We start from the raw sequence: 15019 nt of genomic DNA, 5'->3' as shown, positions 1-15019 counted from the left end.
ATGGCCGGTTTGAAGAGGCCCCTATTCTTTTTCAGATTTATCGAAACGTTTCGATTTTAACTATTTCAAGGAGTGAACCTTATGACAACGATGATTAATGAACCGATCCGCTTAAGTGCCGGAGAGTTATCCTTTACCTTTTTGAACAGTGGCGACCTATACCAAGCTACATCCGGCACAACGATGTTGAACCAGTTGCTCAACAACCAGATTGATGGATCATTGAACAACTTGTACCTGCGTGTACATGAGGGAGAGAATATCAGCTCGTTCCCGTTGCTCGGTGTACGTTCGAACAGCAAGGTGATTACAAGCAAGGCACAATCCAGCAACCAGTTGATCTGGGAGGGCACAGTCCAGCTGGAAGGTAGCGAAAAAGGCATTGGCTATCAGGTCGTATTTACGGCTACACCTCAAGGTGTATGGTTCTGGGATGTGAAGCTCACAGGACAACAACATAACGTAGACGTGGTATACGGACAGGATGTAGGTCTTGCTGATCCAGGTGCGGTACGCAGTAATGAAGCTTATCTGTCACAATACATTGACCACACGGTGTTTGAAGATGAAGCGAAAGGTTATGTCGTTTGTTCCCGTCAAAACCAGCCTCAGGGCGGCGCATTTCCTTATATGCAACAAGGTTCCCTGACGAAAGCAGTTGGTTACTCCACAGATGGATTCCAATTCTTCGGTCTGTCGTACAAGGAAACGAATCAACCAGAGAGCTTGAATCGCCCAACGCTGGCAAATGAGACGTATCAGTATGAATTTGCCTACACGGCGCTGCAATCTGAACTGCTGAATCTAAACGGAGAAGCTCAGGTGGTCTTCTATGGACTGGCGAAGCCTAATCATGCCGAAGGAATCTCTGCACTGGAATTCGGAGATGAAGTTACCGCAGCATGGAATGAAGTACAGGCTCTGACTGTGGAAAATGGTGACACGTTGGAACAGGTGAAACTGTCCTCCTTCCTGGGTGAACCACTGGTTACATTTGATCTGACACAAGATGAGATTCATGAACTGTTCCCTGATCGTCATCAGGAAGAGCACAGCGGTGAGGAACTGTTGTCCTTCTTCACAGGCAGCTATGAGCATATCGTTCTGAAAGCAAAAGAATTGCTCGTAGAGCGTCCACACGGTCACATTCTGATGAGTGGTGGCAACGTGCAACTTGGAGCACAGGTTATTACGACAACATCGTATATGTACGGTATTTTCAACTCACAACTCGTTATTGGTAACACCAATTTTAATAAAATGATCAGTAATGCTCGCAATGCACTAAACGTGCCGAAAACGGCGGGACAACGCATCTATGTGGAAATGGACGGACAATATCGTCTGCTGACGATGCCTTCCCTGTTCGAAATTGGCTTCAACTATGTACGTTGGATCTACAAAACGGCATCCGATACGATCATCGTAACGAACTATACAGGGGCACACACCACCGAGGTGAACATGAACGTACGCTCCACAAGCGGCACAGCATACCGTTACCTGGTAACAAACCAGATTACGATGAATGTGAATGAATACGAATATCCGCTGCATATGACGCAGGATGGCGATACTTTGATCTTCAAGGCTGATCCACAAGCGATTAGTGCAGGAACGTATCCAGATCTGCAATACCGCATGTCGGTGGACGGCGCAGCTGTGAATGTAGGGGACGAAACGTTGCTGGCAAGTGGTATCCGCAGTGGTTCCGCATCGCTGGTAACGCTTAGTCTGGAAGCGAGTGCTGAATGGACGCTGAAGGTACAAGGGGTATTGGAAGGTCAAGCGGATAGCGGAGTGGTAGCAGGTTCAAGCCTGACGTTTGAAGAGGAAGTACAGGCATACCGCGAGTTCTTCGCAGGTGTGATGAACGGATTCCGTTTGTCCCGTGGCGAAGGTCAGAGTGCTGAGGATCTGTTCAAAGTAAATGCGCTGGCTTGGTGGTACACCCACAATATGCTGGTTCACTACTCCGTGCCTCACGGTTTGGAGCAGTATGGCGGCGCGGCTTGGGGTACACGGGATGTGTGCCAAGGTCCGGTGGAGTACTTTATGGCAACGCAAAAATATGAGCAAGTTCGCGATATCATCAAAATGGTTTATACCCACCAATATGAAGATGATGGCAACTGGCCGCAATGGTTCATGTTTGATAAATACTTTGCGATTCAACAGGAAGAGAGTCATGGCGACATCATCGTATGGCCGTTGAAAGTATTGGCGGACTACCTGACAGCGACTCGCGACTATGCAATCCTGGATGAGAAAGTACCTTATACCGTCAAGCATAGCTTCGGGTTCACGGAAGAGACGGCAACGGTATTGGATCACGCGAAAAAAGAGATCGAATATATCCGTTCGCACTTCCTGCACGATACGTTTCTGTCTTCCTACGGAGATGGCGACTGGGATGATACGCTCCAACCAGCCAATGCACAGCTGAAGCAATACATGGTGAGCAGTTGGACGGTGGCATTGACGTATCAGTCCGTAAACGTGCTCTCGCAAGCGCTGAAATTCAAGGATGCGGACTTTGCACAGGAGCTTGACGTGCTAGCTCAAGGCATTCGTGAGGACTTTAACCGTTACATGCTGGGCACAGATGTGATTCCAGGCTTTGTATACATGGAAGAAGCCGACCAAGCGAAGCTGATGCTTCATCCAACGGACACAGAGACAGGCATTCAATATCGTCTGTTGCCAATGACGCGCAGCATGATTGGTGAGTTGCTGAATGCGGAGCAAGCAGAGTCTCATTACGCATTGATCCGTGAGCAGTTCCTATGCCCGGATGGCGTGCGTCTGATGAATCGTCCAGCTCAATATGCTGGTGGTGTAAGCACACACTTCAAACGTGCAGAGCAAGCATCCAACTTCGGACGTGAGATTGGTTTACAATATGTTCATGCTCATATCCGTTACGTAGAAGCGATGGCGAAGCTCGGTAAGACAGATCAGGTCTGGAATGGTCTCGCGATGATCAACCCGGTTGGTATCGGTGAGGTTGTACCTAACGCGGAGATTCGCCAAGCGAACTCGTACTTCAGCAGTTCGGACGGCAAGTTTAATACGCGTTACGAGGCGCAGGAGCATTTTGACCAGCTTCGTAAAGGGACTGTACAAGTGAAAGGCGGATGGAGAATCTACTCCAGCGGCCCTGGAATCTACATGAACCAGCTGATCTCCAACGCACTGGGCATTCGTCAAGAGGGCGGCGATCTGGTCATTGACCCGGTATTGCCAGCTGAGCTGAACGGCATGCAATTCGAATTCGAGTATGCAGGTGAGCCAGTGACGTTTATCTATCACTTGAACGAAGGTGCTGTGAGCCGTGTAGCAGTGAACGGCAAGGACATTCGTACCGAGCGTACAGCGAACCGTTACCGTCAGGGCGGTGTAAGCATCTCGCTTGATGAGTTCAGACAAGCACGTAGTGCAACTGAGCGTACGGTTGTTGATATCTATATGTAATTTCATAACATGATGTACACCAAGGTCATCCTCCTTTATTCAAGGCGGGATGGCCTTTTTGGCATATGCTCATGATTGCTTACCGCAGTGGAACCGCCAGTAACGTATGTAACAGCTCATTATGCCGCACATGCTTGGTTACGTAGCCCTGCTGCTCCAACCAGCCGCATAGCTCACCCAGCAGAGGGAAGTGACGCTCGCGCAAGGCACGCAGCTGTTCCTCATGTCCTGTGGTTTCGGCCTGCCGAATGTAGGATTCACGGTGAGCAGCATCCACAAACATCAGATCGGTTAGACCGATACGTCCGCGCGAGGTTAATACCCGCTGCATCTCCTGTAAAGCCAATAGTTGCTGGTCTGCACTCAGATGATGGAAAGCAAAGCTGGATACAACAAAATCGAAGGAATGATCGGCAAAAGGCAGCGCCAGAAAATTCCCAAGTTTCACATGCATCTCAGGATATTTGGTGCGGCATCTGCGCAGCATCTCCCGGGATTGGTCGATTGCGGTCATGTCTGCGCCGTGCTGTAGCAGTTTCCCAGCCAGATTACCTGTGCCTGTACCGATATCGAGTCCTTTCTCACCAAGGGCGGGAGAGATCCAATGTGCTGTCTGTTCGAGCGCTTCGTCATAGTTGTGATACAGATAAAAGGAAGACTGTACCGTATCATTGGAGTCGCCCGGCGTGGAATGATCTGCATCCTGGTGTGGATGTAGAACTTCATTCTCATGGCTTACAGGGGAGGCGTTGTCCGAATGATGATTGTCCTCTGAATTGGGATGTTCAGTACTGACTCTGCCTTCAGCCTGCACTCGCTGATCATGGATGGCTGCCTGCGTGTCATAATTCCACCGATCATGCCAGTTCTGCCGGGCTTCACGCAGGCGACGGGCACTGTCCGCAAGATCGTGCAGATGGCTGACATCCAGCGGTACTTCCTGACGATTCAGGTCAATCATACGTTGGGTTGTATCCATCATACGTTTCAACTCAATCCACTGGGCATACATGACGGCCTGTTGCAGCTCCAGATATTCTTCCAGCCGCTGCTGATTCCCTTGATCAATCTCTCCGAGCGCATGTGTAATATCTTGTAGCGACATGCCAATCTCACGCAGTGCAGCAATGGTTTGAAGCCGCCAGATATCATTCTCAGTGTATGTACGATACCCGTTACTAGACTGTTTGGCGGGGAGAATTAATCCTTTTTCCTCATAAAAACGAATGGCTCTCGCCGATATACCAAGCCTGCTTGCTGCCTCTTTGATATTCATCATGCATCCCCTCCTTATCGAATCAGTATAAAGCATGACGTTACGGCAAGGTTAAGTGTTTATTTCATTTTGCGAAAAGGTTCAATACCGAGTGGAATTTTAGTCAAAGCTGAGGCTATGCTACAATATATAGAACAAAAAACTTAAATAGTGAAGTAAACGAACAATGTCTTCCTATTCCTAAGTTTCTCAAATTTCTTAACTCTCTTAACTTTCCCAACGTTGTAACGTACAGCGTTGTCGACTATAGCACGAAAGGTTGAATCATTATGCTTACCAGCCATACATTTACGATTCGTCCATCGGAGATTAAGGATGCTGCCCAGCTAATGGGGTTGGATGCCCTGGTATGGGACAAATACACCTCTCCTGCACCGATGCATTGGCGTTCCAGACAGCAATATCTGCAGCATTGTCCGCCAGGCAGTCAATTGATTGCGGTGCAGGGAGAGCGGGTATGTGGTTATGTGGGCTTTCAGCCAGCCACAGGTATGCCGGTCAACCGTCATGTCTACGAGATTCATATTGCAGTTCACCCTCATGATCGGCGTTGTGGCATTGCTACAGCTTTGATGGATGCCATGAAGCAACATGCGGCCCAACAAGGCGTTCACAAGCTCAGGCTGCGCGTGCTATCCAGCAATCCGGGAGCCATCACGTTTTATACACAGTGTGGATTTGTGACGGAAGGCAGGCTGGTGTCCGAGTTTTATATCGGAGGCAAGTATGTGGACGATATTCTTATGGGTTATTTTATCCAGACCAAATAGAGACTAGCTGAGAAGGAGGAACAACGATGGACATGGGACTTCAAGGTAAAAAAGCACTGGTGCTGGCTTCCAGTCGAGGGCTGGGCAAAGCAGTAGCCGCTCAATTGGCAGCAGAAGGTGCTGACGTCATGCTTGCCAGCCGGAGCGAAGAAAAGCTCGCAGCAGTGAAGCAGGAGCTGCTGGCGCTTGGTGGTGGTGGACGTGTGGAATATTGTGCAACCGATGTGACACGCAAGGAAGATATTGAGGCTCTGATTCATAAGACAGCGGAGCTGTTTGGGCAGATTGATATTCTGGTGAACAATTCGGGTGGCCCACCATCGGGTTCATTTGAGTCACTGACCGATGAAGATTGGGAGCGTGCATTTGAATTAAATGTACTCAGTTATGTAAGGCTGATTCGCGGTGCTCTTCCTTATATGAAAGAAAGCGGAGGCCACATTGTGAATATCGCTTCAACTTCGGTGAAACAGCCCATTCCGGGTCTGGTGCTGTCCAACACGTTCCGTACCGGCGTGTTTGGATTGGCGAAGACGTTATCCCAGGAGCTGGCTCCATACGGAATTTTGATCAACACGGTGGCACCAGGACGTATTGCAACAGATCGTATTCGTGAATTGGATGCAGCGCGGGCTGAGCAGAACGGAATCAGTGAGGAAGAGGTATCTGACCAGTTCCGTAAAGAGATTCCACTAGGACGTTATGGTCAACCGGAGGAGTTTGCCAAAGCGGTGGTGTTCCTGTTATCCGGGGCCAATACGTACATTACCGGAACCTCATTGATCGTGGATGGTGGCATGGTCCGAGCCCTATAAAATCCATGGATACAATAAAATACCCTCTGTCACCACATTCTGTGGAGATAGAGGGTATTCCTGTTATTCCGGTATGTTGGGAGAGATCTCTCCTGATTTATTATGTAGGCGAATTAGCGCAAAAGTTCCCATTCATGCTGAAGCATGCCGTATACTGCATGGTTCACGTAACCTTTAGGCAGCTTCTCTGCCTGACGAATGACACCTTCGAGAACAAATCCGAGTCTTTCTGGGATAGCGCGACTCCGTTTGTTGTTGGTTGCCGAGCGAATCTCGACGCGATTCAGATCCAGGGTCACCAGTGCATAATCAACCAGAACGCGACAAGCGCTTGTCATCAAGCCTTGACCTTCAAAACCTTTGCCAAGCCAATATCCGATGCTTACCGAGCGGTTAGTCCAGTTAATCTCGTGGAATCCGATGACGCCGGCTAGATCCCCCTTTGACCATACTCCGGCGGTGAATCCGCCATTCTCGGCACCTTGTTTTAACGCGTTGGTAATAAAGTTCGAGGTGTGTTCCACTTCTGTCACATGATCCACCCACGGCAACCAATGTCTCAATTGATCCCGCGAGCGATCCGTCAGTTCGAACAGCGGTTTGGTATGTTCCATGGCCAGCGGCCGGAGTTCGGTATATTCATCCAATGAATAGGTAAACATGAATGCAACCTTCTTTCTTTATAAATTAGTGGATTAGCGGGAAGTCTTGGGTAACTTTTGCTCCAGTGCAAACAGGTCTTCTTCCATCGAGGCCATGCGTTGATTAACTGTTGTGCGTGCGTCACGGAGTGCCTGATTATATATGTAGGGAGCGAGCTGTGTCATGAACAGGTCGAGGACACCCCAAGCGGCCAGATCACCCAGTTCTTCGCCACGTTCCTCTTCGAAATACGACTGGATGGTGCGAATGGCTTCATCCTGCTGTTCTTTGGTCAGTTTAAGCGAGTTCAATGGAATGGGAAACCCTCCCTTTAATTTGTTTTTACTATCATGCTACATGATTCGAGCGAACCCGTCAAAATGGTTTTGGGCCTATTTATGCATGGCTGATCCTGACTTTGGTGCCGTTCTTTATTGAACTCCTCCCCCGTTAAAGGTATATTTAAATGAAACGCGTACGAAACTTTCCAAGAAAATAGATTTTTTCAGGAAATGACTTCGTTATTAAGGAATTATAGCCGGAATTGCTGCAATTCCCGAAGGCTCCAATCCATTCATGAAAGGTTTGATACCTGTGGACAATCGTACAACCCCACCTAACTTTATCAAAAATATTATTACCGAAGATCTCCGGTCTGGGAAAGTCCAGGAAGTTATTACCCGTTTTCCTCCGGAACCGAACGGTTATCTGCATATCGGCCATGCCAAGGCGATCTGGATTAACTTTACGCTGGGCGGCGAATTTGGCGGCAAAACGAACCTGCGCTTTGATGACACGAACCCGGTCAAGGAAGATGTTGAGTACGTTCAATCGATTCAGGAAGACGTGAAATGGCTCGGATACGAGTGGAACGAAAAACGTTTTGCCTCGGATTATTTTGACGAGATGTACAACCGTGCTGTCTTGTTGATTAAAAAAGGAAAAGCCTACATCGACGACCAAAGTGCCGACGAAATCCGTGCAATGCGCGGAACGCTGACGGAGCCGGGCAAGAACAGCCCGTACCGTGATCGTTCGGTGGAAGAGAATCTCGACCTGTTCACACGTATGCGTGCAGGCGAATTCAAGAACGGAGAGAAAGTGCTGCGTGCCAAGATCGATATGTCTGCACCGAATATCAATCTACGCGATCCGGTTATTTACCGGATTTCACATGCACACCATCATAACACGGGCGACAAATGGTGTATCTATCCGATGTACGCCTTTGCTCACCCGCTCGAAGATGCAATTGAAGGTGTAACGCATTCCCTCTGCTCCTTGGAGTTCGAGGATCAACGTCCATTCTACGATTGGGTTATTGCCGAGTGTGAGATGGAGAACAAACCGCATCAATATGAATTTGGTCGCCTGAATCTGTCCCAGATGGTAACAAGCAAGCGGAAACTGAAACTGCTCGTAGATGAAGGACATGTGGATGGATGGGATGATCCACGTATGCCAACAATTTCGGGTCTGCGCCGCCGGGGTTATACACCGGAAGCTATTCGTGATTTTGTATATGAGACAGGCATTTCCAAAAACTATGGAGTTATCGACCTGCAAACGCTGGAGCACTTTGTACGTGAAGACTTGAAACTGAAAGCTCCACGCACGATGGCTGTCCTGCACCCGCTCAAAGTGGTTATTACCAACTACCCTGAGGGGCAAGTGGAATGGCTTGAAGCAGAGAACAATGTGGAGAACCCGGAGATGGGTAATCGCCAAATTCCGTTCTCCCGTGAGATTTATATTGAACAAGACGATTTCATGGAGAATCCGCCGAACAAATATTTCCGTTTGTTCCCTGGCAACGAAGTTCGTCTGAAACATGCATACTTCATCAAATGTAACGATGTGATCAAAGACGCAGAAGGTAATGTAACCGAGATTCATTGTACCTATGATGTGGAGACAAAGAGCGGCAGTGGCTTCACTGGTCGTAAAGTCAAAGGAACAATCCACTGGGTAGAAGCGACTCAAGCGGTACCTGCTGAATTCCGTCTGTACGAGCCGTTGATTCTGGATGAAGCACCGGAAGCAGAGGTGGAAGTGGCTGTAGCCGGGGCAGAAACTGAGGTTGTGGAAGAGCAACCGGAGAAAACGTTCCTGGATCAACTGAATCCGAACTCCCTTGAGATTGTTAATGGGTATGTGGAGCAAGAGATGAAGGAAGCAAACGCTCAGGATAAATTCCAATTCTTCCGTCATGGTTACTTCAGTGTAGATCCAAAACACTCCGAGCCAGGTCGTCCGGTATTTAACCGGGTCGTATCCCTGAAAAGCTCGTTCCAACTGCCAAAGGCATAAGGTAAAGTCAAGGCGTAGGATTAAGTCTACAAGTTAGAGCTATAAGCTTAACTTGTAGATTTAAATTTATAAATGTAAAAGGCGTCTCCATGGCAACAACCCATGGAGACGCCTTTCTCTTTACTACACCTATGCTTAATCTTTTGTCTGAATGTTTGAACGGTTTATTTACACGATAACGGAGAGGACAGAAATAACCTGAAGAAGCAGAGCGTTCGCCTTTATCCCCGGATTTTACCCTTTGAAAAGGGAATCAAAAAATCCGGGGATAACAGCGATCGGAAGGGTATTCTGTCATCGTAGTGCTCTTGTGTAAAACGATCTCTCAACTCTTTCTAACAAAAGATTATCGGTCCTCATCCATATTGCCCATCTCCGTCAATACAACTGGCTGATAGCCGTTACGTCGATTCGATAACCACATGATGCTAAATCCAACAGCGCCGATGAGCGAGAAGAATACGCCAATGCTATACATGATTTCCGCACCGAAGCTCTGGAACAACCAGCCGCCGAACAGACCGGCAATGACGCCGGAGAGACCGCCCCAGGCCATTGTATATACCGCTTGACCGGAGGAACGATAAGGTCTTGGAATAAACAGCATGGTCAGCTGCGTACCCACATAGAAGTACCCACCAAACGTAATGGAGTGCATCAACTGAATGAATACAATCTCCAGCGGGTTGTTAGCCAGTGCCATGAGCTGCCAGCGCAGTGCAAACAGCACACTGATCAGAATGAGAGATGCCAAGAGCATGCTCATTTTGCGTTTGAGCAAGCGGTCGAGCAGCAGGAATACGCCGACTTCGAGAATGGATGAGGTGAAGATGGCCCAGCCGACCATCTGTTTGTCACCACCCATTTCTACAATATATAGTGACATAAACGTACTGTTCATTGCATTAGGCACCGATACGAGCACACCCAGGCCGATAAATGCCATAAAATACGGATTAAACATGACTTTGCCAAACCGCCGAAAAGTAACCACGGGTGTATCCGAAGCGATCGGCTGTCTGGGTAGAAATACGGATAATACAAAGGCGGTGGCAATCATGCATGCAAATATAATGGATACACTGCCGATGCCAAAACGGTCAATGAGCGGTCCGGCTGCGACGGCAGTCAGTGCCCAACCGAGTGAACCCCAGAGCCGGAATGACCCGAATTTTTGGGTTGTACCATCGATATATCCGAGAATCAGACTGTTCGTTTGAGCAAATAATGGACTTTGAAAAAAATAAAAGAAAATCATGGCTACATAGATCCATGTATAAGTGGGCGCATAGAACACACCCTGGGCGAGCACAAATGTACCTCCCATCATAATCATCAGAATGATGCGAATGTTGCGAGATTTATCGCTCCAGAAACCCCAGAACGGGTTGGCAAACAAGGATACAAAAGGTCCAATCGCCATGAGACTGCCAATCTCCAGTTTGGTCATGCCAATCTCTTGCAGGTAAAGTTGCAGGAATCCGGCGAAGATCGAGATAGCTCCATATATGAAAAAGTTATATAGTTTCAGAGAAACCAATGAGGGATTGCCTCTTGAAGGTGCAGGTCTGTCCAATTAAGCCATTCCTTTCAAATGCATATTGTTCAATGTATCATTTGTTGAAAGGGGATTCAATGCATAGCGAACGTTTTGAAATTGATGCAGTCATACACATATCGTGATCAGAGGAGGATAACGACATGAACACGAGGGAATGGACAGGCATCATATTGGCAGGAGGTTTATCCAGCCGCATGGGGACCAACAAGGCCATGCTGGAACTGAACGGTTCCCTAGTACTGCAACATGTCACGAAGGCGATGAGACCCGCCGTATCCCGTATCATCGTGGCTGCCGGACCCAATGTGACAACCTACGGTGCAATGGGCTACGACTGCGTTCAGGATCACTATCCGGGGAAGGGGCCACTCGCCGGTCTCCACGCGGCGCTGGAAGCTTCCGATACAGACTGGAATCTGGTATGCGCCTGCGATATGCCGCTCCTGCAAACGTCTTTCTTTGATGGAATAAAAAAACTGGTCGAATCGCATAACTCTTATTCTGCTATCGTTCCACGCGTGGATGGACATGTCCACCCTCTTGCAGGGGCTTATCACATACGAGTGCTCCCTGATCTGGAGCAGCGCCTGATACAGGATCATCTTCGAGTTATGCGATGGCTTGAAGAGATCGGTTGCTGTTATGTCGAAGCAGAAGAGCTTGAGAGAGCGGGCGTTCATCAAGTAGCGATGCAAATGAGTAATATGAACACGCCGGAAGAGTACGAACGTATCCGTAATCAAGATTCTGGACTCGATTCAGATCTGTAAGATACAGGATCACCTGATGATTCTGCATGATGATTGCGATATTGAAGCGGGCTTTGGCCTGTCCAGCGTTTGAATTGTCTGCTGAAATGGGACAGATGGGTGTAACCGAGCTTCCACGCAATTTCCCCGAGCGACAGCTCTGGCTGTTCGATCAATACTTTGGCCTCCTGCAACTTCAAGCTGGACAGGTAAGCCCTGGGCGAACGCCCGTACACCTTGCGAAAGACCTGTAGACCATATCCCGGGCTGATGCCAAACGAGGATATAATCTGCTCTACTTTGACCGTGGATACACTGCTTTCCTTGGTTCGAAGCTGGGCATGGAATGCCTGCTTGATTGCCTCTGCTATAGCTCCCGCATAATGCATGGCTGTTGGAGCTGGTGCATGTGAAGCAGCAACGGAAGTGGTGGACTCCGGTTCATGGTCAGCGGCTTGGGACAACAGGGCGAACAGTTCAAACATGCGTGCCTGCATGATCATTTTGTCAGTGGACGTGTAGGCCTCAGATATGTTAATCATCCCCATCCAACTCTCCAGCACAACGCGCATCTTCCTATTATCTGCCGTACCTGCTGCGTAGATTCGGCTGTGCTGTGACATCAGCTTCAGGGTGAAGACCGGATCATCCACATTAAAGTGAGCGCTAAAATAAGTCATGCCTTCCGTGGATACACATTGATTTGTATGTTTGAACCCGGGAGGAATGAGAAGAATGGAACCTTCCTCCACGGTATAGGTATAACCATGAATCACACTCTCCTGCGTACCTTCGATGATCAACATAATCTCAAAGCCCGGATGTGATTCCTCCGGCATCGCCCATCCACAGGGTACTTGTTGGCTGTGAGCACCATAGAATTTGATGTTACAGTCGATAATAGGCAGCCAGTGGGCCAGCGTATGGTGAGGCATTTCTCGGAGCTGTGATCGGATATCCATCATATTCACCTCGGAAAAGGGTAAAAACAACTTGCCTTATACAATCGGCACCCGTAGTATACTTCATTATAATCAGTTTAACGCAAGGATGGATGATCCATGCAACGCATCAGCGTTTGAAGTGGTTGCTGAACAATCCAAGTTCTTCGACCTATAATAATGTAAACGCTACCATTACGGATTGGAATATGTCAACTCTTGCACACGTCAAGAACATTATATTTTCCACCTAAAAAGGAGATTAAATCATGGACAAATTATTATATGGCGTAGCTTACTATGATGAATATATGCCTTACGAAAGATTGGACAAGGACATTCAGATGATGAAGGATGCAGGCATCAACGTGGTCCGTATTGCAGAATCCACCTGGAGTACCCATGAACCGCAGAATGGCGTATTTGACTTTTCTTCCGTAGACCGTGTGCTGGATGCCATGCATGAAGCGGGAATTCAGGTTATCGTCGGGACACCAACGTATGCTGTTCCAACATGGATGGTCAAGGAACATCCGGACGTGCTGGCTACCACCTCTCAGGGACCTGGTAAATACGGCGCAAGACAGATCATGGATATTACACACCCAACCTATCTATTCTATGCCGAACGGATCATCCGGAAGCTAATCTCTCGGGTAAGCACACATCCAGCGGTTATCGGTTATCAGACAGATAACGAGACAAAGCATTACAATACGGCCGGAGATAATGTGCAACTGCAATTCGTCAAATATATGCGGAACAAGTTCAGTTCTCTGGAAGAGCTTAACAAGGAATTTGGTCTCGACTACTGGAGCAATCGAATCAATAGCTGGGAGGACTTCCCGTCTGTGGTAGGAACGATCAACGGCAGTCTGGGCGCTGAATTTGCCAAGTTCCAGCGGCAGCTGGTAACCAACTTTTTGGCTTGGCAAGTGGGGATCGTGAATGAATACAAACAGGCAGGACAGTTTGTTACCCAGAACTTCGACTTCGATTGGCGTGGATATTCCTACGGCATTCAAGGGGATGTGGATCATTTTGCCGCATCGAAACCTTTTGACATCACCAGTGTGGACATCTACCATCCTTCCCAGGATGATCTGACAGGCATTGAAATTTCATTCGGCGGGGATGTGGCGCGTTCGACCAAACAATCGAACTATCTGGTACTGGAGACCGAAGCGCAGGCGTTCTGGCATTGGGTTCCGTATCCGGGACAACTGCGTTTGCAGGCATTCAGTCATCTGGCATCAGGGGCGAACATGGTCGCTTACTGGCACTGGCATTCGTTGCACAATTCGTTTGAGACGTATTGGAAAGGATTGCTCAGTCATGATTTCGAACCGAATCCGGTGTACAACGAAGCGAAGACCATTGGTAGGGATTTTGCAAGACTGAGTCCTCAGCTTGTGAATCTGAAGAAAAAGAATCGGGTGGCAGTGCTTTTTAGCAATGAGGCTCTGACATCCATCAAATGGTTTGGTTTTAACTTCACCAGTGACAAGAACTACAATGACGTGGTGCGCTGGATGTACGATGAATTGTACAAGATGAACATTAGCTGTGACCTCATCGACCCATCGGTTGAGAGTTATGCGGAGTATGACGTGCTCGTTGTACCTGCTCTGTATGCTGCTTCGGATGCATTGCTGGAAAAATTGAATCAATTCGTACAGGATGGCGGACATATCGTCTACTCGTTCAAAAGCGGATTCACAAATGAGCATATCAAGGTACGCTCTACCCGCCAGCCCGGCTTAATTAGTGAGGCATGCGGGATCAGCTACAACCTATTTGTAGAGCCAAAACATGTTTCGCTGCGCGATGATCCATTTGGAGTTGGTGAAGAGCAGAACCAGGTCCACACCTGGATGGAACTGATTACGCCGACAACGGCTGAAGTACTCGCTTGGTATGATCATCCACATTGGGGTGAGTATGCGGCAATTACCCAGAATGCCTATGGAAAAGGCAAAGCAACCTATGTCGGCTGTTATACCAGTTCTGCGGTGATCCGTAAGGTGTTGGAACGTGTCATGAAGGAAGCGGGTGTATGGGGAGCTGATCAGGAGCTGGCTTTTCCTGTCATTGTGAAGACAGGTGTGAACGATCAAGGGAACACGATTCGCTATTATTTCAATTATGCGGATGAGGCCACATCCTTCGTGAATGCTTATGGAGAAGGGACTGAACTTCTGGCCGGAACCCCTATTGCTGAAGGAGAGAAGATCGAGTTGGAACCATGGGGCATACGGATTATCGAACAATAATAGAGTAGGCAATGGATGTTGAACTATAAATTTACACAAAAACGGAGATGACAGAAATAACCTAACGAAGCGAAGCGTGCGCCTTTATCCCCGGATTTTCCCTTTTCAAAAAGGGAATCAGAAAAAATCTGGGGATAACAGCGATCGAAGGTTGTTCTGTCATCGAAGTGTCCGTGTAAATAGCATTAGTTGTAACATTTCCAAACGA

General features: G+C 48.2%; 11 protein-coding genes. 6 read left to right on the top strand and 5 right to left on the bottom strand.

The genetic code is table 11. The features are described from left to right. The first annotated feature begins 81 nt into the window (after positions 1-81). On the top strand, positions 82-3474 hold the full coding sequence (locus tag NST33_RS28770; RefSeq protein ID WP_339305965.1) for a cellobiose phosphorylase: 3393 nt from the start codon (positions 82-84) through the stop codon (positions 3472-3474). A gap of 79 nt (positions 3475-3553) precedes the next feature. Here NST33_RS28770 and NST33_RS28765 read toward each other — a convergent pair whose 3' ends face one another. After that, positions 3554-4753 carry a methyltransferase domain-containing protein gene (locus NST33_RS28765; RefSeq protein WP_221825493.1) on the bottom strand — a complete coding sequence of 400 codons (1200 nt, stop codon included), beginning with the start codon at positions 4751-4753 and terminating at the stop codon, positions 3554-3556. Positions 4754-5019: 266 nt separating this feature from the next. Between NST33_RS28765 and NST33_RS28760 the strand changes: the two genes are divergently transcribed. Both NST33_RS28760 and NST33_RS28755 read left to right on the top strand, forming a co-directional pair. Beyond that, on the top strand, positions 5020-5520 hold the full coding sequence (locus NST33_RS28760) for a GNAT family N-acetyltransferase (protein WP_221825490.1): 501 nt from the start codon (positions 5020-5022) through the stop codon (positions 5518-5520). Positions 5521-5546: 26 nt separating this feature from the next. Next, complete coding sequence (locus NST33_RS28755; protein WP_047840749.1) at positions 5547-6335, top strand: SDR family oxidoreductase; 789 nt, start codon at positions 5547-5549, stop codon at positions 6333-6335. A gap of 113 nt (positions 6336-6448) precedes the next feature. Here the strand turns inward: NST33_RS28755 and NST33_RS28750 are convergent, their stop codons facing one another. Both NST33_RS28750 and NST33_RS28745 read right to left on the bottom strand, forming a co-directional pair. After that, positions 6449-6997, bottom strand: coding sequence for a GNAT family protein (locus NST33_RS28750; RefSeq protein WP_036612698.1), 549 nt, complete (start codon positions 6995-6997; stop codon positions 6449-6451). A gap of 33 nt (positions 6998-7030) precedes the next feature. Beyond that, the gene (locus NST33_RS28745; RefSeq protein ID WP_091012850.1) at positions 7031-7288 is read right to left on the bottom strand and encodes a DUF2164 domain-containing protein; all 258 of its coding nucleotides are present in this window, start codon (positions 7286-7288) and stop codon (positions 7031-7033) included. Between the two features lie 265 nt (positions 7289-7553). On the opposite strand from NST33_RS28745, the gene NST33_RS28740 reads away from it, so the two are divergent. Further along, complete coding sequence (locus NST33_RS28740) at positions 7554-9287, top strand: glutamine--tRNA ligase/YqeY domain fusion protein (RefSeq protein ID WP_339305961.1); 1734 nt, start codon at positions 7554-7556, stop codon at positions 9285-9287. Between the two features lie 346 nt (positions 9288-9633). Here NST33_RS28740 and NST33_RS28735 read toward each other — a convergent pair whose 3' ends face one another. After that, positions 9634-10827, bottom strand: coding sequence for an MFS transporter (locus tag NST33_RS28735; RefSeq protein ID WP_036667790.1), 1194 nt, complete (start codon positions 10825-10827; stop codon positions 9634-9636). 161 nt (positions 10828-10988) lie between these two features. Here NST33_RS28735 and NST33_RS28730 point away from each other — a divergent pair, with 161 nt between their 5' ends. Continuing rightward, entirely contained in the window at positions 10989-11618 is a 630-nt protein-coding gene (locus NST33_RS28730) for a molybdenum cofactor guanylyltransferase (protein WP_339305959.1), read from the top strand. Here the strand turns inward: NST33_RS28730 and NST33_RS28725 are convergent. Further along, a complete protein-coding gene (locus NST33_RS28725) occupies positions 11588-12532 on the bottom strand; it encodes an AraC family transcriptional regulator (protein ID WP_339305957.1) in 945 nt (314 codons plus the stop codon). The genes NST33_RS28730 and NST33_RS28725 overlap by 31 nt on opposite strands. A gap of 275 nt (positions 12533-12807) precedes the next feature. Between NST33_RS28725 and NST33_RS28720 the strand changes: the two genes are divergently transcribed. Then, positions 12808-14811 (top strand): beta-galactosidase, encoded by a 2004-nt coding sequence (locus NST33_RS28720; RefSeq protein ID WP_339305955.1) that lies wholly within the window; start codon positions 12808-12810, stop codon positions 14809-14811. The last annotated feature ends 208 nt before the right edge of the window (positions 14812-15019 follow it).

This window comes from Paenibacillus sp. FSL L8-0435, from assembly GCF_037965655.1.
Lineage (GTDB): Bacteria > Bacillota > Bacilli > Paenibacillales > Paenibacillaceae > Paenibacillus.
The sequence above is the reverse complement of the archived record's forward strand: the minus strand, read 5'-3'. Positions and strand labels throughout refer to the sequence as shown.

Excerpts from the sequence above, each read along its gene's own strand:
- NST33_RS28770 (WP_339305965.1), top strand. The coding sequence starts at position 82 with ATGACAACGATGATTAATGAACCGATCCGCTTAAGTGCCGGAGAGTTA.
- NST33_RS28765 (WP_221825493.1), bottom strand. The coding sequence starts at position 4,753 with ATGATGAATATCAAAGAGGCAGCAAGCAGGCTTGGTATATCGGCGAGA.
- NST33_RS28760 (WP_221825490.1), top strand. The coding sequence starts at position 5,020 with ATGCTTACCAGCCATACATTTACGATTCGTCCATCGGAGATTAAGGAT.
- NST33_RS28755 (WP_047840749.1), top strand. The coding sequence starts at position 5,547 with ATGGACATGGGACTTCAAGGTAAAAAAGCACTGGTGCTGGCTTCCAGT.
- NST33_RS28750 (WP_036612698.1), bottom strand. The coding sequence starts at position 6,997 with ATGTTTACCTATTCATTGGATGAATATACCGAACTCCGGCCGCTGGCC.
- NST33_RS28740 (WP_339305961.1), top strand. The coding sequence starts at position 7,554 with ATGAAAGGTTTGATACCTGTGGACAATCGTACAACCCCACCTAACTTT.
- NST33_RS28730 (WP_339305959.1), top strand. The coding sequence starts at position 10,989 with ATGAACACGAGGGAATGGACAGGCATCATATTGGCAGGAGGTTTATCC.
- NST33_RS28725 (WP_339305957.1), bottom strand. The coding sequence starts at position 12,532 with ATGCCTCACCATACGCTGGCCCACTGGCTGCCTATTATCGACTGTAAC.
- NST33_RS28720 (WP_339305955.1), top strand. The coding sequence starts at position 12,808 with ATGGACAAATTATTATATGGCGTAGCTTACTATGATGAATATATGCCT.